The sequence below is a fragment of the Cupriavidus sp. GW821-FHT07C08 genome, from assembly GCF_059419025.1.
Map to the genome: position 1 here is coordinate 24,870 of NZ_JBWKQZ010000030.1, position 18,628 is coordinate 43,497.

An 18,628-nucleotide genomic window follows, 5' to 3' on the forward strand; every position below is an offset into this window, starting at 1 on the left:
TCGACTCCACAACAAACAGTTCCACCACCCGGAGACGCCATGCCCCCCAGCGCGAATCAGCCGCCAAGCAACACTCGAAGGTTGCTGCTCCAGGCCATGGCCTCGACCGCAGTTGGTTTTGCCCCCGCTCTGAAGGCAATCGCCGACGATGCGGTCCACAGCTTTCCTGATGGATTTGTCTGGGGCGTCGCGGCGTCCGCAGCACAGACAGAAAGCAGGGATGGTCGCGGCCGTAGCAACTGGGATATCTTCGCCGACCGGGCGGGCGCGATTGCGGACGGCTCCAGCAACGTGCTTTGCACGGAGTTCGAGCAGCGCTACAGCCAGGACCTCTCGCTCCTGTCTGCTGCTGGCGTGAAGGCTTTTCGCTTTTCCATTGCATGGCCGCGCATTCAGCCAGACGGTCCGGGTGCGCCGAGTGCGCAGGGCCTGGCATTCTACGACCGTCTCGTGGACGCCATGCTCGAACGGGGTATGGTGCCCTGGCCGACCATCTTCCACTGGGACGTTCCTGTTTGGGCAGGTGATTTTAGGGACCGCTCCATTGCCCAACGCCTGGCGGACCATGCCGGGATCATTGGGCGAAAGTTGGGCGATCGCGTGCGGGACTGGATCGTCATGAACGAGCCTAACAGCGTCGCGCTGCGCGGATATGGTGGCTCGGTCCTTGCTCCGGCCCTGAATTCACCGCCGGCCGCGCTGGCCGCCGTGCATCACCAGAACCTCGCGCAGGGCCTGGCCTTCCAGTCGCTACGCGCGGTGCTGCCGGCGGGATGCCATATCGGCACGACCATCAGCGTCGCGCCGATACGCCCAGAAGGGGGGCGCGCGGAGAACATCACCGCCGCCAGGACGGTGGACGCGCTATGGAACCGGGCCTTCCTGGACCCACTCTACGGCAAGGGCTATCCAGATTTGCTGAAGGAGCACCTCGCGCCATTGGTCAAGGAGGGCGACATGGAAATCATTGCCGCTCGACCGGACTTCCTGGGGGTGAACTACTACATGTGCTTCTATGTGAAGGCCGCGGGGGAAGCGCCTTTCGGCGTAGCGCCAGGTGAGCCGCCGCCAGGCTTGCCGCGCACTGCCTACTTCCAGGTCGAGCCTGATGGACTGACCGAGGTGCTATCGAGTCTGGATGCCGACTATGGCCACCCGGATCGTGACCGAGACCGGCTTCGCGCTGAACGACCCGGCACCGCGCAAAGGCATCGTCGATGATCCACAGCGTGTCAGGTATCTGGCCAGCTATCTTCGTGCGGTCCAAGCCGCTGTAGGAAATGGCGCTAGGCTTAATGGCCTCTTCTATTGGTCCGCAACTGACAACTGGGAATGGGTACAGGGCTTCTCTAAGACCTTCGGCCTAATCCACGTCGACCGGGCAACGCAGGCGCGCACCCCTAAGCGCAGCCTTCACTTCTATGCCGACTGCATCCGGCGCAACGCCGTTGCATAGCAGCGCCGCAGATGCGGCGAGGTCGCAGGCTGGCACTGCCTAGCAGGGCTGGCCCGCGCGCACGCCGCGGCACTAGCGCATCGCATTGGCGAACCGGCACATTGCCGCGGCCAGCCTTGACAAGGCCAGACCGGAGGTCTGCACCCCCACGCCGTGCGGTGGCGCGCGCGCGCCGCAGCGCGGTGGCATTACTGCTTACATTCCACAATAACAAGAGGAGACCCATGAGGAAAAGTAGAACACTTGCCGGGGTGGCTGTGTTGGCATCGGTGACGGGCATCGCGCATGCGCAGTCCAGTGTCACGCTGTATGGCGTGCTTGATGTGCCGGTAGAGTACGTCAACCATCAGGCGGTGAGGCCGCCCAGCATCGATCCGGTGAGCGGGGCGGTGACCAAGGCACCAGGTGGCAATAAGTTCTCCCTGGAGACGGCGGGCGGGCTGTCAGGCGCGCGCTGGGGGATCCGGGGCGTCGAAGATCTCGGTGGCGGTACCAAAGCGCTGTTTGTATTGGAAAGCGGTTTCGGCGTCGATGATGGCAAGATGCAGCAGGGCGGTCGCCTGTTCGGCAGACAGGCGATGGTCGGCATTCAGGATACCCGCTTCGGCCAACTGAGCCTCGGGCGGCAATACACGAGCCTGTTCGATACCATGGCGAACTTCTCGCCAAGCCGCTACGCGTCACTTTTCGAGCCGGTCGCCGTCCAGTTGGGCACCGCGTTTCGCGAGGACAACACTGTGAAGTACGCGGGTGTCTTCGGCGCGCTAACGGCTACGGCGCATTACAGCTTTGGCGTTGGCGTTCCGGCACTCGGGCTCACCCCGCTGCCGACTGGTGGCGCGGGCGAAACACCTGGACATGCCAAGAACGATTCCGCCTACGGCGCTGGCCTCATGTACGCGAGCGGCGGTCTCGGAATCGGGGCGGCGTACGACCAATGGAACCCGGCCATCGCCTCGGGCAGCACGGGCGCAGCCAGGAAGGCCGCGTTAGCCGCCAGCTATATTTTCGGCCCCTTGAAGCTGATGGGGGGGTACCGCTGGGGACAAATCAGGGACACGGCAGGCCGTACGCTAGTGCGCGACGACTACTGGTGGATCGGGGCGAACTACGACGCAACATCGACCTTGTCGCTGAACCTGGCGTACTACTACGACAATCTCAAGACGCTCAAGACCAGTGCCACGCAACCGGGCATCAACCCGGCGAACCCGTGGCAGGTGAATGTCTCCGTGGACTATGCGTTTTCCAGACGCACCGACGTTTACATGACCGTGGCGTATGTCAGGAATTCCGGGTTGAACTTCGACTCATCGGCCGTCAGCTTCGTCAACGGCGCCTTTCTTGCGCAGGGAACCAATAGCCAGACAGGTTTGGCTATCGGGGTCCGCCACAAGTTCTAGGCTGCATGGACCTGACTCCGGCGGCGGCCGCCGCAGTCAGGTCAACAGGTTCGGAGCAGTGTGTTCCGCTTGCCGCAGAACAGGATATAAGCAGCAAGTGCGGGCAAGCAACGAATAGCAACACATTGAAATTCTGACCAACAGAAGCGATTGTATATGGTTGCCGGCCTAGGCCTAGCTACCTTGGTCCTCGTCGCCTGTGTACACCCAGACGGCATCGCCTTGCAGGGGCCCCAGCCAGCCGCCATGACAGGAGGCGAGGTATCTCGATCGGCCACGTTGGTCACTGGCTGGTGGACGCCCAGGGGCGCGTGGTGATCGTCCATGGCTTGAATGTGGTCGTCAATGGATTTGCCCCCGTGTCCCCGGGGGGCGCAAGACGGCCAAAAGCGAGAATGCAGCTCATGCCGGGTGACGCCTCGCCAGCAAGGACGTTGGCGGCGACCCACACCTTGAATAAGGCACGATAATGTTGCCTTATCTTACCGAATGCTTCGGACGGCTGAGAGCATGGAATGTCCTTGGGGAGAAGCATTGCCACTACCATGTCCGCTCTCCATCGTGACCAGCTTGTGGGCCAGCAAGCCGTGCTGCCAGAGACCTCCCAGGCGTCTTCGCCGGCAACGGGTTCGAGGCCAGGTGGGCCTGATGGAAGGTAAAGCCATGCAGCTTCGGCTGTCCATCGTCCGCACGCGACCTAACCTCAAACAGGTCCGCATCCGGCACGCGCACACGGTCGAACACGGCGGTGCCCGAGCCGGTGAGCTTCTGGCCGAAGCCTTCCCAGTCGTCATCAAGCTTCACGACCCGCGCTGACACCGCGAAGAACGGACGAATTTTGCCCTGCTCCGGCTCGACCGCGCTGGAGAACCGGTAGTCGGCGTGGAGATTGCCGGTCATCTACTGGCGCTGCCTTTCCCGCGCCGCCTGCGGAGCGTCGTCAATTTCCCGCAGCGAATCGAAATAGTCTCCCACCCGTGCGACACACTCGTCGAAGCTCCTGTTGAAACTAATCCGCTGGATCCTGCCGAACTGCTCGCGCATGCTCGGCGGCCCCAGCGACTTGCGGGTCGCTATCGCAACGAGCGCATCCTGGGTCGACCAACTCTTGGCGAGGGCTCCACGGTCGGCAGCAGCCAGGCTGCATTGCACTACGGTAAGTGGGCGATCGACATCATTCAGGATCTGGGCTGACGTCCCTGACCGCCTCAGGGGACCCCTCGTATTCCACCCCATCGAGCAGGGTGACCGGGCCGCGGATTGCACGATTACACAGGGGGGCGGGGCCGACGCGGCCGGCCTCGTGCCACGGCCACGGGATACCTTCGCGCAACTTCACCCGGGAATGGAAGGTGTGGTGCGCCGGCTCAACTGCGCTATTCCCCGGGAGATCGGGATGGAGAAATTGATGTCGCCCCCTCCATCGGAATGCTGGCCGACGTGCTCAGCAGGGCCGACCAGCGCGTAGGAATCCTGGCCGAATAGGCTGACGCCGCCGCGTCGCCGGGCAGGTCAGCGAACGCGCCTCTGCCTCGTTGACGGTGCCGGCTCAGCCTCCGCAGTCGGATGTGATGGGTCTGCACAGCTTGGCCGCCGCCATCAAGCATGGTCGGCATATGGTTTGCTATAAGGAAAGCAAGCCCGCGCCTTGCCAATGGTGGAAGGGCAATTTTCTTACTCTGGGTAGCGTAGGTGGGCACATGAAGCCGATAGTTCACCATTTTCATGCGCAGGCGCCCCATCATGGGGCGAGATATTACTTCACACTTGCAGCCTGCTTAGTGGCCTCGGGCGTGGCCTATGCTGTCCGGGCACTTCTGCGGTAGACGGTGAACACGCCAAAGGCATGGGACCAAAGGCGCGGCGATGCAGGCAAACAAACACAGGGTGTGAACATGCTGAGTCCCCATGAAATCGCCACACTGATCTTGGTCAAGGATTGTCCTGACCCTTTTTGCTTGGACCCCACGGCAATTGATGCGCTGGTAGGGCACCAACTCGTCACGATAGAGAAAGGCTCCTCAGGCCAAGCAAGCCCTCGTCTCACCCATCGCGGACAGTCCATCCTCAAAGCAGTCGCGCGACGGGGCTAAGGCGCACCTCCTATGCGACATAGGGCAGACCGGCTCGTGCGTATGGCCGACCACCGACCCTATGAAGCAAAAGCTGCTGGTCGAAACACTGTAATCCCTCAGCAAGCACACCCTCATTAGCCGTAGCTTGTTCCTCCTCCTATGGGGACGGGCTAGCGGACTCGAAGACCGAAAAAGTCCTGGCCCGGTCGCGGCCGGGCGTGTTCCTCTATTCAGGGAGCGCTTTCACACCCATTTCGAAGACTGGACGGCCTCAATCTCAGCCGTCCGCGACCGTTGGTGGTGTATTGTGGCGCCGCTATTCAGTCCAGACCGCATCGACGTCCCGCTGCAGATGCCCGGCAAGTATGTAGTCCCCCAACTTCGCCGCCTTTGCTTCCAGGCTCTCCAACACATCTGCCGGCAAGTCGTTGAGCTCAAACTGGCAGTAAAGATTCCGCTGCCGAAACGTCGTCTTTGGCCGCAACAGGCCGGCGACCAACGCAGCCGGCGAGTTGACGGCAATATTTTCGTGCCCGCGATACTCAGCTCGAGCTGTCGCCATTCTCCCCTCCACTGCACGCCGGGCATGCGGCTATTCGTTCGCTTCTTGCGCCCTGGTCCTATATTGCACGGCAACATTGTAAGTGTGGGCAGCCTCCCTTGCCGGATGCGGTGCCGCGAGCGTGCATAATGCCGGGGAACTCTGATCTTGGCGGGCTCCGCCCGCGCCATGTGAAATGGACATGCAGCCTAAGCAAGCTCTTCCTCAAAACGAGTTCCTGAATGCAGCACGCAAAGAGCGAAAGCGTGTGGAGGTATACCTGGTCAACGGTGTCCGACTCGTTGGTGCAATTGAGTCGTTCGACCAGTTCGTGGTGATGCTGAGTTCGCCCGGCGGCGGCATGCAGACCATTTACAAGAGCGCGATATCGACCATTCAAGTGCAATCGGGAGTACGTCAGTCTGGCCCCCGTACGGCGAATGACAGTGAGTCCACGACGCCTTCTGTGGTCGAGCGGAAACGTCGGCCGATTACAACTGCCGGCGGAGGCAAATAACGCGTCCCTGCATCACGCAACCTACGATAAGGCTGCTGCTCAACACCTGCAGAAAACAATCAGGCGCGCGCGACAGCGATGACAGTCAACAATGAGCGCGCGGAGGCGATCCGCGGGATCCAGGCCCAGATGGCCGACTATGGGCTGACGATGGAGGAACTCGAAGCGGCGGGGTGCTTCGATCCGCGGCCACCCCCGCCGCCTTCCGCCGCCGGTGTGCTACCGCAACGCCGAGGGGATGAGCTAGGACGGGCAGGGCGAGATGCCGGACTGGCTGCGGCGGGCGGTCAATGCGGGGCAGAGCGTGGAGTTTCACCGGGTCGGGTAACTCCGCCGGGTTATCATTACTTCAATAGCGGATCAGTTCGGGGCGGCGCGGGCACGGCTGGAAGCGGGGCGGGCGAAACTGGAGGCCGCGGGGCCGCCAGTTGGCGGCGTTGCGTACCGAATTCGGGGCCGAGTTGGAACGCGCCGCACGCGCAGGCGGTTATCGAACGACATCATGGCCAAGACAAAACTCAGCGCGCAACGTGAGCATCGCATCGAGATGGAAATCGTCGTCGACGCGTATACCGAGGAGGAGCGTGCGCTATCGTGGTACTGCTATCTGGAAGAACAGCTCTCGTTTCCATTCAAGGCCAGCGTTCGCAAGGCAATGGACTCCTCGCCGCTGCCCATCGGCGAACACGTCTTGGTCACCGGACTCGCGCATGAAGATCTCTGTCGGGTTGGCATCTTTGTCTGGGTTCGGTGGGGCGAACGCGACGTCGTGGCACCCCTAGCTCAGATCGATCCGGTGAACGGCGACAAGCCGACGCGCGTCGCGGTCGCGGACTGGCACTACTGGCACGATCGAGGTTTCGCATTCTAAAATCCAGAGAGCCATCGGGCTGTCCCGGACGGTGCTTACTTACCTCGCGCCTCGATCTCATGCAGCAATGGCCGTCGCGCGTGTTCGGTGTGCAGTTTCGAGGGGGAAGTTGTTGTCGATCGACGACGAGATTAATGTCAAAGCCGTGGCGACCATCGCACCGGAGCGCCAGGCGACGCTGCTGGTCGAGTTGGCCATAACGCATCCTCCTCTACGGCGTCGCTTGCGATTCGAGCTGGCCGCCCTACGCGGCGAGAACCTGGTCGCCGCCGTCCGCGAATGAATCAGTGAACTCGCCGCGCAAACCTCGTTTCTCGGCGCGGAACAGCTCAGCGAATTAGCGGCGGAGCTCGATGCCATCCGGGTGGCCATTGCCTCCTCGATTGCCAGAGCTGCCCCCGATCGCTCCACTGGTTGTCGCCAGTGCCAGGCAGGCTCACTTGAAAGCCACAGTATGGCCTATGCCCCGATGTGAGAAGGCTCTCTTGAGGGTACTGTGGAGCCTCCCCGAGGGCTTCGCGTCCTAGGCGTGCCACTAAATCAACACGAACCACGTTGACACGGTATAGCTCTCGCCATGTGGGCAAGGCGGCGCTGGACGGTGCGAACGTCCATTCCCAGATGTTGCCTCACCCACTCAATCAAACAGGTGCCCGACGGCAGGAGAGCGACGACCTGCTTTCTTACATTGTCGGACGTGGCGACGCCGAACCAACCAGAACGGCAGCCATATCACGTGCCGGGAGCAGCGCACGCTGAACCAGCAGGAAAACGCTGTCAGCCACCAGATCGGTCAGTAAGGCTTGCATTGCGCAGCGACATGGAAGCTGGGGCTTCAGGCCAGGGCTCAGGGCCCCATTTCCATGCATCCAATCGCAAGCTCGCCACTGACAATCATCACACGAGATGGCATAACCATCGCTACGAGCAATGACATCAGGAACAGCCGAGCGCCGCCCTGAGGTGTTTTGCGGCACGTGCGGGGTCACTATTATCTCCAGACAGGCATCAATGAACTCCTGTACGTCCTAGTGGGTTGCGCTGAACACCACATACCTGCCTTTGCCGCCGCGCTTGGCGGTGTAGAGCGCAGTGTCCGCCTGCATAAACAGGTCCCCAATGGATTCGTCATATTGCGGATGCCGGAGTGCGACACCAACCGTCGCGCCAGCGGTGATGTGATGGCCGTCGATGGCATAGGGCGCTGATGCGAGCCCGACGATGGTTTGTGCAACGCGCCCCACGGCATCGGTGTTCGAGATGTGTTCCATGACAATGGCAAATTCGTCTCCGCCTATTCGTGCCACCGTATCCGATTCGCGCACGCAGGACGCAAGGCGCTCCGAAAACGTCCTCAGGATCTGGTCGCCGACGGCGTGACCACAGGTGTCGTTGACCGGTTTGAATCCATCAAGGTCTATCAGCAGCAGAGCCATTTGGCGACCGTTCGCACTCGCTCGCTCGATGGCCAGCCTTAAGCGCCGGTCGAAGCCCTTTCGGTTGAGCAGTCCCGTCAGGTGGTCGAGGAGCATCTGCTTTTCAAGGTGCCTTATCTTGCGGCGCTCCATCGTCACGTCTCGGACGAAGATGTGCAGCCCCAGGACAGTGTTCATTGCCTCGTTCCAAGCGGGCTGGTAAGTCACCTCAAGACACTCGCTACCATCTCCTGAATCTCGGTCGAAGGCCACGGAAGCGCCTGCAAACGCGTCGTCGAGGTAGGGCTTGACTTCGGCATAAGCAGTGGCGCCCCAAAGCTCTTGGATGGACAGGCCAACTATCTGTTCCGACGCAAGTCCAAACCGGCGCTCATAGGCCTCGTTCACGAACACGTAACGTTCGTCGCGTCCGACATAGCTGGCGAGGTCCGGAAGGTGATTGGCGATGGCCTGAATGCGTCTTTCGCTTTCCCGCGCTTCATCCTTCGCGCGTTCCAAGGCAGCGTCCCTTTCGGCCAGTTGATGCATGAACTCTGAGAAAGTCGTGGTGAGGTCACTGATTTCATCACCAGTTGTCATTGGCATAGATGAATGCATGAGCCGGCCTTTCGCAGTCTGCTGTACTAGCCCATGTAACCGAAGCAATGGAACCATCAGTCGGTGCGAAACCATCCACATCAGAATGGCTGCAAGGGCTATAGCGATTCCAGCTGCCAGAACCAACTTTCTTCTTACATCATTCAGCGGCGCGTAGGCCTCAGCCGCAGGAAAGTTGGCAACTAGTTCCCAACCGTTGGTGTCGAGCAGGTAATGCGAGACTATAGGCTGCTTCGGATGAATGAACTCCAGAGCAGCAGGGGCTGTGTCCGCCTCACAAGACTCTCCAGTCGCCTTCGCACCTTTCAACAAATTCGCCACGTCGGTATGCATGACATATCGCGGATTGTCTCCTGACGATATCAAGCAGAAGGTGCCCGTTGCGCCGATTCGATTGCGTGTCAGCTCCTGCAGAAAATTCTCCCGCAGCAGGTTCAAGCTACCTGCCACGATTGCGCGCAGGCTGCCATCCGATGAACGCAGCCCGACAGCCATGACGATGCCAGGCGCACCATTGTTCTTCCCAACCAAGGGTTCGGAGACGGCGATGGATGCTCCTCGGACAATTTCACGAACATAGTCGCGGTCGGCCAAGGATACGTGTTGACCCAAAGGCGTGGCGCTGTTGAACGCCAATTCGCCGTCTGGCCAGATGAGTGAGACTGCGTTGAATGCCTCGGGAATAGAAACAGCCTGCGTGGCGAAGGCCCTAAGCTCTTCCGGGCTCCGGTCGAGCATTGGCGCTAACTGCCGTGCCAGGCGGCGCAACACGATGGCTCGGCCTTCAAATTTCTCGTCGAGCTGCTCGGCCACCAGCTTGACGAGAGTATCTTGCTGGCTCTGTAGCAAGTCCCTCAGGCTCAAGTACGCATAGTACTGAGCGACAACAGCCAGTGCGAAGATGACAACTGCTACGACGAACCCGGTAGCGAGGGCCGCTCGAAATTTCAGAGAACGCCGCACTGATATCTTCCTTCTTCCCATTTCGCGCCAATTATCGCCTCTACGTGCTCACAATCCCACCCGAACGAGTGACGGTGAGGCCGGTGGAGTGGAAACTAAGCCCATATATGAGGCGAGAATCACCTTCAAGAGGCTATTGGCGCACAAAGCAGGGGCTGCATTTTGAGCAACTGCATCAAAGTGAGAATCCCAGGGAATCTGAGGCAATCTGGGGGCCGCTGCGCCGGAAATGGATGTGGGAGTGGCGCTTCTTTGCGGTAGGGCAAGCGCAGCTTGCCGACAGGCTACTCGATGCGCCTGACCCTACGTCGCCAAAACGCTGTCGGCACAGCGGCGGCGCGCCTTGGGCCACCACGGCCTGCATGTCGCGACCGGCCGAGCGCGGGTCGCGCCGCAGATGTCCACATACACTCAGCCAGACAGGCGGGCGTTTTCGCTGCGCGGCATCAGCGGACCCTGCACCACCTGGACCACATCGGACAGTGTGATCTGCTGGCCGCTGTCGGTGACGATGGGAGGGCGCGCAGTTGCTCCACCGAGTCGCGGTAGTCGCGTGGACAACGCACGTTGATGGGAATGCGCGCCAGCTCGTCGATTACTTCCCCCACATTGTCGCCTCCGATGGCGGAGAACAGATGCTTTGGACATCCTCGATGTTGAGTCCATACTGGCGACCGGCCACGCGGTCGATGTCCACATCGACGTAGCGCCCGCCGGTCAGGCGCTCGGCCAGTGCCGAGGTGCCGCCCGGGCTTTGATAATCATATAGCCGCGACGGTGATAGCCGATACCGCGCAGTACGGCGACTGGCTCAGCTTGCCCGCCACGTATTGGCTCACGGCAATCACGGCCCAGGACCGCGCGCAGCGAATTGCCGAAGCTGTTATTGCGGTGGTCGTTGTGCTTGTTAAAAATAATGCGCGGCCTGCGTATCGATGGGAAAGTCTTTGCTTGCACGCAACTCCTCAAGCCGGACTGCGGCATCGCCAATGCACGCTCACCAACAATCGCTACTTCTCCCAGGTCAGCAGGTGGCTGTGCCCGAGCAGAGCGCAGGAACATCGGCCGGTTGCAGCCAGCCAGCAATGTATTGCCCCATCGCATCAAGCAACACGTCAGACGTCAGTCCCGCTGCGCCGGCCAGAGCCGGGCAGATGATCCAGGCGGTGCCGTCGCGCTCCAGCACTCGCAGGGTCTTCGGCAAGTCAGCGGGCTGCAGGATGTAGTCGGTGCCGCGCACATCCTCGAGGGCGAACGCCTGTGCGAAATCGTCGGCGTGCCGCTCGCCCAGGCAAACCACCACCTTTGGCCTCCAGAGTTGGCGGATCTCATCGATGAAGGAGAAGCGCCGGCCGCTGCGGCAAAGGTCGAGGTAACGTTGTTTTGGCACCAGCTCCGGCTGGCCGCGAAATGCCTTCGACCAGGGTGTCTGGTTGATCAGGCCGGCAGGCAGTGGGAACAGACTGAGCTTGAACTCCGCGCCGTACGGCGCGTACAGATGATGGTCGAAGTAATGCTTCCAGTCCCGCTCACCCAGAGGTGCCTTGAGGACGTGTGCGCGTGCCGCAGACATGATCCGCGCGATTTTCTGGTGCGACTGCCAGCGCGCCATGTGGTCGCGGTGCCCGTCTCGGTACACATCGTCCCAGGCACGGGGTTGCGCGTGCGGAACGAGCGGGGCCATTAGCGGCTCCGCCCTCGGATGCGGTGAGCTGTCACAGAACCAAACTGCCGCGCCCGGATTACCCCCTTCCATCCCCACGTACGACGCGAAATACCGGTCCAATTGCTCACGCGTAAATGCCGTTCTAAGTTCTTCTGTTCTCATGCCTCTGCCGCGTGGTTAAGTGAAGGACGCACAAACGCTGAGCCGCATCAGCATTTTTGTGCGCTGCACAAACTAGGCGGTTACGGATTCTCCGCGCGAATCCGGATTTTTTCTCCCCCCATGCGAGGGATACGTGGTCATCTCGTTTCCCTCCTTGAGTTGGGTAGCGCAAAGTGCAATCTCAAGGCTCTGGCATGCGGGAGGTGGCGCAGCCAGCAAAGAAAAAACCCCGGCCGAGGTGGTCGGGGACTGTGAACATGCCGGATGATCGCGGAACCCGCCGGCGAAGTAATGATCACATGCCCTGACGCCAGGGCGCATCCCTCTAAATAGAGGTATCGCAGGAATGCGACGGCGCCAGGGCAGTCAGAGCATCATGAGCGCGAACGGCATTGGCTGGGAGGACCTCACGAGGGTCGGCCGCTCTTCGCTAATATCTGAAGCTTCAGAGATTTCGGAATCCCGGGCGTATCTCATTTGGGCTTCGAGAAACAAGGGAAAGAAGGCTGCAGACGGTTGCGATTTTGGATTTTGAAACGACGGGATTGTCGCCAAGTCGAGGTGACCGAGCGACGAAAATTGCTGTCATTCTGTTGCGCGACGGCGAGATCGTCGACCGTTTTCAAAGCTTGATGAACGCTGAAAGGCGTATCCCCTCGCAGGTTGTAAGCCTGACCGGTATCACCAATGACATGATTTCAGATGCACCGGCTGCGTCGAAGGTCATGAGTGAAGCGGCCCGGCTTGTCGGCCGACATCCGGTGGTAGCCCATAATGCTGGTTTTGACCGAAGGTTTTGGCAAGCCGAACTTGCGCTTCTGGGCATCGCAGCCAATCAGCACTTCGCGTGTACGATGCTCACTTCCAGCCGTATCTACCCACACGCTCAAAATCACGGGTTATCGACACTCGTCGATATGTTGCAGCCGGGCGTGCACACCGAGCGATGGCCGACGCTGAAATGACCTGTCATCTGTGGCATCGACTGCAATACGATATCGCTCAGACGTACGGAGTGAGCCAGGTCGATTACGCACTCATCGCCCGTGTGCAGGCCACCAGCAGCGCTAAGGTACCGACGCTCCTTCCTCACATTGCTGCGGTGCCAAGCACGTTGGGCAGCGCCACATCGCTTCTGTGGCGGTGTGATGATGATCACCAGCATATGGGTTGAAGGAGTTGCCGTGCGCATGCATTACAACTATGCGCGGGTGTCGCGGGGGTCCTGACGGCCAAAAAAACCCGCCGAAGCGCCGGGGAACGCTAGGGCGGGCAGAAGTGCAGGACCTGAAACTGGCATCCTGCACAATCGCCACACAACGAGAATGACGCCCCATATGTTTCGTATTTCATATCATCTAAATCTGATATGAACGCATGCCACTGTGTCGCTATGGTCGGAACCGAACACAGTGGATGTCGCGAAGCGCATGTCTGTCGTCGCCCGCTTCGGGATTCCGGCACGCGGGCAGTGATGATCGGTTCGAATTCCGTACACATCAGGCGAACCGTTTCGTAATTTGCTTTTACTTATCTCGTACTGGTCGCATACAGCGTACGCCCTTAGCCGCGCCAAGCGTCGTAGAGCGGATGGTGAAGTACGCGAGCGAGGCAGGGTGGCATGCCCTAGCGCTTGAACTGGCGCAGGCCAAATTCGTTGCCGAGCACTGACTGGCTGTGAAGTATCGCCGGACGTTATCCGACTCGCTTTACCTTACTGAACGCGCCTTGGGGGGCGCGGTTCTCAACAGCAGCCTGCAGGAAGCAGCTTGACGCCGGGGACTCAAGTCGCATTCGGAATGCCATGTTGAGCGCTGTGTAGCTCGCCGGCGAGCAATGCAGGCATAATTTTAGGTTCGTTCACTGCCCCATCTCTATGCCGCACATCACGATCTCCGGCACGCTCGTCGATGGCCATATGCAAGCACACGGCGGAGGTGACGTTGCGTGGCAACCATATCAAGAAGATGACGGTGGAGCTCGCGTACACAGCCACTTCTTGTGGTGTCACCACGCCTCTGCTTTAGGAGAGTTCTTTGATAGCGTCAGAGGTTACTTCCTCTGAGTGATATGGCAGGCCGGGCGCGGCTTGGGGCGCCGGCCAACCACAGCATCATTCCTTGATGTCGCGCGGGTCATTGCCGAAGGAGTTGCGTTCTAGGATCTCCTTCGCGCACAACGTCATGGTATAGCTCGTCGGAGCCGTTCGAAAACCCCGGATTGTCGGCAATGGCTCACCTGTGATACAAGATTGCCGCACGTCTGGCGCAGGCCGGTGGCGTCATCTACAACTAGTCTTCCTTGGAACATTCAGAACATGGCAACAGGTACCGTCAAGTGGTTTAACGATGCGAAGGGTTTTGGGTTCATCACGCCGGACGACGGCGGCGATGACCTGTTCGCGCACTTCTCCGAGGTTCAGGGAAACGGCTTCAAATCGCCTCAGGAAGGCCAGAAGGTCAGTTTTGAAGTCAAGCAGGGCCCCAAGGGGAAACAGGCAGCGAGCATCAAACCGCTGTAAGTTTCCCGCGCTGCAAACGCGTCCTGTCAGGGCAGCGATCGCGCCGATGCGTGATCGCTGTGGGTCTGGCGCGTCGAAAGGGGGCGCGTACTCCTCGGCCTTGCTCAGCGCTCGAGAAAGGGCCTCAACTTGTCAGCGCGACTGGGATGCATCAGCTTGCGCATCGCCTTGCTCTCAATCTGACGGATCCGCTCGCGGGTCACGTCGAACTGCTTGCCGACCTCTTCAGGCGTGTGGTCCGAGGTCGTATCGAGCCCGAACCGCATCCGCAGGACCTTGGCCTCGCGCGGCGACAACTCGTCGAGTGCCTCATCGATCGCGGCGCGCATGTTCGCATGAATCGCGGCCTCAGTCGGTGAACTCGCAGAGACATCCTCAATCATGTCGCCGAGCGTCGCGTCGGCATCGTCGCCCACAGGGGTCTCGAGCGAGACAGGTTGCCTCGCGATCCTGAGGATACTGCGCACTTTTTCCTCGGACATCTCCATGCGCGCCGCGAGCACGGCGGGATGCGCTTCCTGTCCCGTCTGTTGCAGGAATTCGCGCGAAATCCGGTTCAGCTTGTTGACCATCTCGATCATATGCACCGGCACACGAATGGTGCGCGCCTGATCAGCAAGCGCACGCGTGACAGCCTGGCGGACCCACCAAGTGGCGTACGTCGAAAACTTCCAGCCGCGCCGGTACTCGAACTTGTCTACCGCCTTCATCAGGCCAATATTGCCTTCCTGGATCAGATCCAGGAACTGCATGCCGCGGTTCACGTATTTCTTGGCAATTGAAATGACAAGACGAAGATTTGCTTCGATCAGCTCCCGCTTGGCCTGCCGCATTTTCAACTCCGCGGCACTCATCTGGCGGTTGATCTGCTTGAGCTGCTGGAGTGGCAGCGAGACCCGGGCCTCGATGTCGATGAGTTTCTGCTGCCCGGCCTGAATGGCCGGCAGATGTCGCTCAAGCGCCGCGCCAAATTGCCACGAAGTCGCCGCCATGCGGCTGGTCCATGCAAGGTCGGTCTCGTGGCCCGGGAACGACTCGACAAACGCCTCGCGTGGCATGCCGCAACGGTCGACGGCGATCTCCAGGATGCTGCGTTCGATCGCACGAACCTCAGTAACCTGTGCGTGCACACTGGCGCACAGGCGGTCGATGGTTCTGGCCGTAAAGCGGATCGGCGCCAGTTCGCGCTGGATCGCCGAGCGCAATTGCGCAACGGCCGCGGAACGGGTTTTGCCAGTCACGGGTACATCCGGCAACTGGTCGAACAGTGCACGCACGCGTGCGAAAACCGCAAGACTGTCGTTCGTGAGTTGTTCGAGGCGGCCCGCGTTCGTTTTCTCTGGATCCCCGGCGTCCGTTTCAGCCTCGTCACCGTCTGGGTCATCGTCGGAGGCGTCGGCTTCCACTTCAACGTCTTCGGACTCCAGCGTCATCTCGCTTTCGTTCACGTCGTCGCTGATGCCATCGACCAGTTCGTCGATACGCAGTTCGCCGGCAACGATGCGGTCCGCATCGACAAGAATCGTGGACACGACCGACGGACATGTGGAGATCGCCTGAATCATGTCCTGCAGGCCGTCTTCGATGCGTTTTGCGATCTGGATTTCGCCAGCGCGGGTCAGCAGTTCGCGGGCACCCATTTCACGCATGTACATCCGGACCGGATCAGTGGTGCGGCCGAACTCGGAATCGACGGTCGACAGGGCAGCCTCCGCTTCCTCGTCCGCCTGATCGTCGGATGCCGCGGCAGGCGCGGCGTCGCTTAACAGGAGCGTCTCCGCGTCCGGCGTCTGCTCGTACACGGCCACCCCCATGTCGCTGAACGTGCTGACAATCGTCTCCATCGCAGCAGTTTGCGTAAAGTTGTCGGGCAGGTGATCGTTGATGTCCGCGTGGGTTAGATAGCCGCGCTCACGGCCAAGCGCAATCAGCGCGCGCATCTGGCGTTGACGCTCCTCGTCCTGGCGCGCCATGGACGCGATGTCCAGCGGTGTTGCGACCACCTCGATCTTTCTTTTTGGAGAGCGCCGGCCGGTCTTTGACGTGACCGCGATCGTGCGGGATGCTGAATCGTCGCGAACTGGATTTGCCAATACACTCTCCTCGACAGGTTGGCCGACGATCGTCGCGGACATGACGGCTGGTCAAGCCTGTCGGGGTACGAACGAAATCGTGGAATGACGCACGGACAGTCGAGGCCTGAATGCCTCTCGCGGAAGCCGGTCTGCGTACAATGGGGGGATGCTAGACAATACCAGCCGCCGTTGTGCGGCGCAATATGCGGAACTACGGCTTCGTTGGTACTTCTTGCTGCACTTTTCATCTAGAATTTGATAACTATTATCAAAGACGCTACACTTCATGACACCGGCGTACGCCCTGCGCCGGCCCGTCTGAAGAGGAGCAAATATGATCAGTGCCGACCTTGGACAGCAACTTGAGCGCTACGTGACTGAACTTGTCGCCTCGGGCCGCTATGGCTCTAAGAGCGAAGTACTGCGCGAAGGCGTACGTCTGATTCAGGACCGTGAAGCGCAACTGATGGCGCTGGACGCGGCGCTCGCGCAAAGCCTGGCCGAGGCGGACGCGGGCCGCGGCACCGACGCAGCCACCGTGTTCGACCGCCTCGAAGCCAAGTATCGCGCGGCGGCAGGCAGAACACCCGGGCACGGCGCATGATCGTCGTTCGCCTGACGTCGCTGGCCGAGGCCGAACTCGAAGCCATCGCCGACTACATTGCCCGCGACAACCCGCGCCGCGCGCTCTCCTTCGTACAGGAGTTGCGCGACCGGTGCCTGTCGCTCGCAGACATGCCGCTTGCCTTCCCGCTGGTCCCTCGCTATGAGGACCGAGGCGTCCGGCACCGGGTACACGGCAACTACCAGATCTTCTACCGCGTGGTGGGCGATCCGCCTTCGCGAATCGACGTGCTGCACGTGCTGCACAGCGCCCGCAACTATGCCGCGATGCTGTTCAACTAAGGCGGCCCGCCAGAGTACGGCGCTAGACATTCGAGGTCGCGTCGCTTCGGCAGCCCGACGACTTAGGTATCAAAGTGGAGGGCAGTGCGCCATGATTGATTCTGCCTCGATCACGAAGCGCCCCCGCGTGACCGCCAAATTTGAACGCGACGCCCATACTGAGGAATTTTGCCGGTAGCAGGGCGGTTATATGGAAGGGGGAGGGTGAGACGTCGGTCGGCGCCACCGGCACCTCAGTCGGCCGTCGAAGCGCAGGCGCTCGAAACGGCAGCAAAGTCGAAATGCGCGGCGGCATAGATGGCATTGCACGCCCAGACTTCTTCGCCATCCTTGTAGAAGATGACCCATTTGCCGTCGCTGACGCAGTGGGCGCCAGGAAACACTTCGTCATGGCCATTCGGTCCGTCCAGCGGAAAGGACGCGCGGGGCGTGGCCCAGTAGCGGCCCTTCGGTAGGGGCTCGATCGTCTTTGGCATGCTCATCAGGCCCAGTGAGGTGTTACACAAGACGCCATCGCCCGGTGAAGGCAAAACGGGGGATGGTGTCACCCTGCAGCAGCGTAGGCCGTCCTACAGCATCTTCGTGTAGGCTTCACCAGCCAATCACCTGTTGCTACCCGTTGCGATGTCGATGGCACGATACCTCTTGGCCCGCGCCTTCGGCGTAGGCGCCCTGATCGTGATCGTCGCCATCGTCTCCCGGCAAGTATATCTGCGCAGCGCTGCGGAGGCGGCCGACGCCGGCGCAGACGAGGAGCCTGCGACAATGATGTTGATACGCTGCGAGACGATGCACGAACGACTGCAGAACCGGCACAGGTCGGCTGCGGAGGTTGACGAGCGGCCACGCGAGCGTTGCAGGGAGTCCTGACTTCAGGATATGGCCACTCGGCCAGGCAATGTGTCTGTCACGGCGGTGCCTGAATTGACCAGAGGACCGCTCCTTACGGCCAGACATTGCGGCATGTCTATCCGGCGCTACGACTCCAGAATCTCCAGCCCGCTTTCGACACACCATTGCCTCAGCGCTCTTTCGGTCGAGTCGGCTTCAAACGAATACCAGAGCTCGAGAATGCCATTGCGCTCCAGCAAGTCCTTGAAGCGCGCGTAAGCGCCTTGTCGTCGGAAGAATTCTTCCACCTGGTCGCAACACTCAGGCAACTCCTGTGCAACAAATTGGAGGGCGAGACTTCGTCCAAGACCGAGTTCGTTCTTATGCGGTATCGCAAGGTAGCGGTCCGAGGTTTCAAGGTCGTCAGGACCCTCCTCGTCGAAGGTGTCGTTGTAATCAGAAGTCCAATAGACTTTGCCCGTATCGAGTGAGACATACGCGTTGTGCTCCATCGGCGCCGCGCAGCTGACGAAGTCGAATGCCATGGAAAGATCGTCGTGTTTGACTGCGACCATGTCTGGACTCCCATAGGTTGCGAGTTGAACGGC

Annotated in this window: 18 protein-coding genes and 6 pseudogenes; 13 read left to right on the top strand and 11 right to left on the bottom strand. The window is 60.6% G+C overall.

Annotated elements, in window-relative coordinates; genetic code table 11:
- Positions 1-39: 39 nt before the first annotated feature.
- The 3 genes from AC07UK_RS29635 to AC07UK_RS29645 all read left to right on the top strand — a co-directional run bounded on the left by AC07UK_RS29635 (position 40) and on the right by AC07UK_RS29645 (position 2,859).
- Positions 40-1,221, top strand: coding sequence for a glycoside hydrolase family 1 protein (locus tag AC07UK_RS29635; RefSeq protein WP_494687027.1), 1,182 nt, complete (start codon positions 40-42; stop codon positions 1,219-1,221).
- Complete coding sequence (locus tag AC07UK_RS29640) at positions 1,148-1,456, top strand: family 1 glycosylhydrolase (protein ID WP_494687028.1); 309 nt, start codon at positions 1,148-1,150, stop codon at positions 1,454-1,456. The genes AC07UK_RS29635 and AC07UK_RS29640 overlap by 74 nt, the downstream gene beginning before the upstream one ends.
- A 224-nt stretch (positions 1,457-1,680) precedes the next feature.
- Positions 1,681-2,859, top strand: coding sequence for a porin (locus AC07UK_RS29645; protein WP_494687029.1), 1,179 nt, complete (start codon positions 1,681-1,683; stop codon positions 2,857-2,859).
- A 540-nt stretch (positions 2,860-3,399) separates the two neighbouring features.
- On the opposite strand, the gene AC07UK_RS29650 is transcribed toward AC07UK_RS29645, so the two are convergent.
- A complete protein-coding gene (locus AC07UK_RS29650) occupies positions 3,400-3,759 on the bottom strand; it encodes a hypothetical protein (protein WP_494687030.1) in 360 nt (119 codons plus the stop codon).
- Between AC07UK_RS29650 and AC07UK_RS29655 the strand changes: the two genes are divergently transcribed.
- Positions 3,742-4,053 carry a hypothetical protein gene (locus AC07UK_RS29655; RefSeq protein ID WP_494687031.1) on the top strand — a complete coding sequence of 104 codons (312 nt, stop codon included), beginning with the start codon at positions 3,742-3,744 and terminating at the stop codon, positions 4,051-4,053. The genes AC07UK_RS29650 and AC07UK_RS29655 overlap by 18 nt on opposite strands.
- Before the next feature lie 1,197 nt (positions 4,054-5,250).
- Here the strand turns inward: AC07UK_RS29655 and AC07UK_RS29660 are convergent.
- Positions 5,251-5,484 (bottom strand): annotated as a pseudogene (locus AC07UK_RS29660) (PHA-granule associated protein 4); the annotation flags it as partial.
- 193 nt (positions 5,485-5,677) lie between these two features.
- On the opposite strand from AC07UK_RS29660, the pseudogene hfq reads away from it, so the two are divergent.
- From hfq to AC07UK_RS29680, 4 genes and pseudogenes are all read left to right on the top strand, one after another.
- Positions 5,678-5,908 (top strand): annotated as a pseudogene (gene hfq, locus AC07UK_RS29665) (RNA chaperone Hfq); the annotation flags it as partial.
- Positions 5,909-6,070: 162 nt separating this feature from the next.
- Positions 6,071-6,320: pseudogene (locus AC07UK_RS29670) on the top strand (H-NS histone family protein).
- A gap of 174 nt (positions 6,321-6,494) precedes the next feature.
- Entirely contained in the window at positions 6,495-6,863 is a 369-nt protein-coding gene (locus AC07UK_RS29675) for a calcium-binding protein (RefSeq protein ID WP_494687032.1), read from the top strand.
- A 112-nt stretch (positions 6,864-6,975) separates the two neighbouring features.
- Entirely contained in the window at positions 6,976-7,146 is a 171-nt protein-coding gene (locus AC07UK_RS29680) for a hypothetical protein (protein WP_494687033.1), read from the top strand.
- Between the two features lie 619 nt (positions 7,147-7,765).
- On the opposite strand, the pseudogene AC07UK_RS29685 reads toward AC07UK_RS29680, so the two are convergent.
- The 5 genes and pseudogenes from AC07UK_RS29685 to AC07UK_RS29705 all read right to left on the bottom strand — a co-directional run.
- A pseudogene (locus tag AC07UK_RS29685) lies at positions 7,766-7,891 on the bottom strand (IS5/IS1182 family transposase); the annotation flags it as partial.
- Positions 7,892-9,859 (bottom strand): sensor domain-containing diguanylate cyclase, encoded by a 1,968-nt coding sequence (locus tag AC07UK_RS29690; protein WP_494687034.1) that lies wholly within the window; start codon positions 9,857-9,859, stop codon positions 7,892-7,894.
- A gap of 334 nt (positions 9,860-10,193) precedes the next feature.
- Positions 10,194-10,610 (bottom strand): annotated as a pseudogene (locus AC07UK_RS29695) (efflux RND transporter permease subunit); the annotation flags it as partial.
- A complete protein-coding gene (locus tag AC07UK_RS29700) occupies positions 10,577-10,816 on the bottom strand; it encodes a hypothetical protein (protein ID WP_494687035.1) in 240 nt (79 codons plus the stop codon). The gene AC07UK_RS29700 and the pseudogene AC07UK_RS29695, both read right to left, overlap by 34 nt.
- A gap of 67 nt (positions 10,817-10,883) precedes the next feature.
- Entirely contained in the window at positions 10,884-11,687 is an 804-nt protein-coding gene (locus AC07UK_RS29705) for a transcriptional regulator (protein ID WP_494687036.1), read from the bottom strand.
- Positions 11,688-12,193: 506 nt separating this feature from the next.
- Here AC07UK_RS29705 and AC07UK_RS29710 point away from each other — a divergent pair.
- Positions 12,194-12,861: pseudogene (locus tag AC07UK_RS29710) on the top strand (3'-5' exonuclease).
- Between the two features lie 609 nt (positions 12,862-13,470).
- Here the strand turns inward: AC07UK_RS29710 and AC07UK_RS29715 are convergent.
- Positions 13,471-13,698, bottom strand: coding sequence for a hypothetical protein (locus AC07UK_RS29715; RefSeq protein WP_494687037.1), 228 nt, complete (start codon positions 13,696-13,698; stop codon positions 13,471-13,473).
- Between the two features lie 306 nt (positions 13,699-14,004).
- Between AC07UK_RS29715 and AC07UK_RS29720 the strand changes: the two genes are divergently transcribed.
- Positions 14,005-14,208 (top strand): cold-shock protein, encoded by a 204-nt coding sequence (locus tag AC07UK_RS29720; RefSeq protein WP_494687038.1) that lies wholly within the window; start codon positions 14,005-14,007, stop codon positions 14,206-14,208.
- Positions 14,209-14,312: 104 nt separating this feature from the next.
- Here AC07UK_RS29720 and rpoD read toward each other — a convergent pair whose 3' ends face one another.
- Complete coding sequence (gene rpoD, locus AC07UK_RS29725; RefSeq protein ID WP_494687039.1) at positions 14,313-16,343, bottom strand: RNA polymerase sigma factor RpoD; 2,031 nt, start codon at positions 16,341-16,343, stop codon at positions 14,313-14,315.
- Between the two features lie 274 nt (positions 16,344-16,617).
- Here rpoD and AC07UK_RS29730 point away from each other — a divergent pair, with 274 nt between their 5' ends.
- Both AC07UK_RS29730 and AC07UK_RS29735 read left to right on the top strand, forming a co-directional pair.
- Entirely contained in the window at positions 16,618-16,887 is a 270-nt protein-coding gene (locus AC07UK_RS29730) for a type II toxin-antitoxin system ParD family antitoxin (RefSeq protein WP_011154086.1), read from the top strand.
- Positions 16,884-17,189, top strand: coding sequence for a type II toxin-antitoxin system RelE/ParE family toxin (locus tag AC07UK_RS29735; protein WP_102668631.1), 306 nt, complete (start codon positions 16,884-16,886; stop codon positions 17,187-17,189). The genes AC07UK_RS29730 and AC07UK_RS29735 overlap by 4 nt, the downstream gene beginning before the upstream one ends.
- Before the next feature lie 233 nt (positions 17,190-17,422).
- On the opposite strand, the gene AC07UK_RS29740 is transcribed toward AC07UK_RS29735, so the two are convergent.
- Positions 17,423-17,665, bottom strand: a complete 243-nt coding sequence (locus tag AC07UK_RS29740) for a hypothetical protein (RefSeq protein ID WP_494687040.1) — start codon at positions 17,663-17,665, stop codon at positions 17,423-17,425.
- A 154-nt stretch (positions 17,666-17,819) separates the two neighbouring features.
- Between AC07UK_RS29740 and AC07UK_RS29745 the strand changes: the two genes are divergently transcribed.
- Entirely contained in the window at positions 17,820-18,059 is a 240-nt protein-coding gene (locus AC07UK_RS29745) for a hypothetical protein (RefSeq protein ID WP_494687041.1), read from the top strand.
- A 107-nt stretch (positions 18,060-18,166) separates the two neighbouring features.
- Here the strand turns inward: AC07UK_RS29745 and AC07UK_RS29750 are convergent, their stop codons facing one another.
- Positions 18,167-18,595 carry a hypothetical protein gene (locus AC07UK_RS29750; protein WP_494687042.1) on the bottom strand — a complete coding sequence of 143 codons (429 nt, stop codon included), beginning with the start codon at positions 18,593-18,595 and terminating at the stop codon, positions 18,167-18,169.
- Positions 18,596-18,628: the final 33 nt, after the last annotated feature.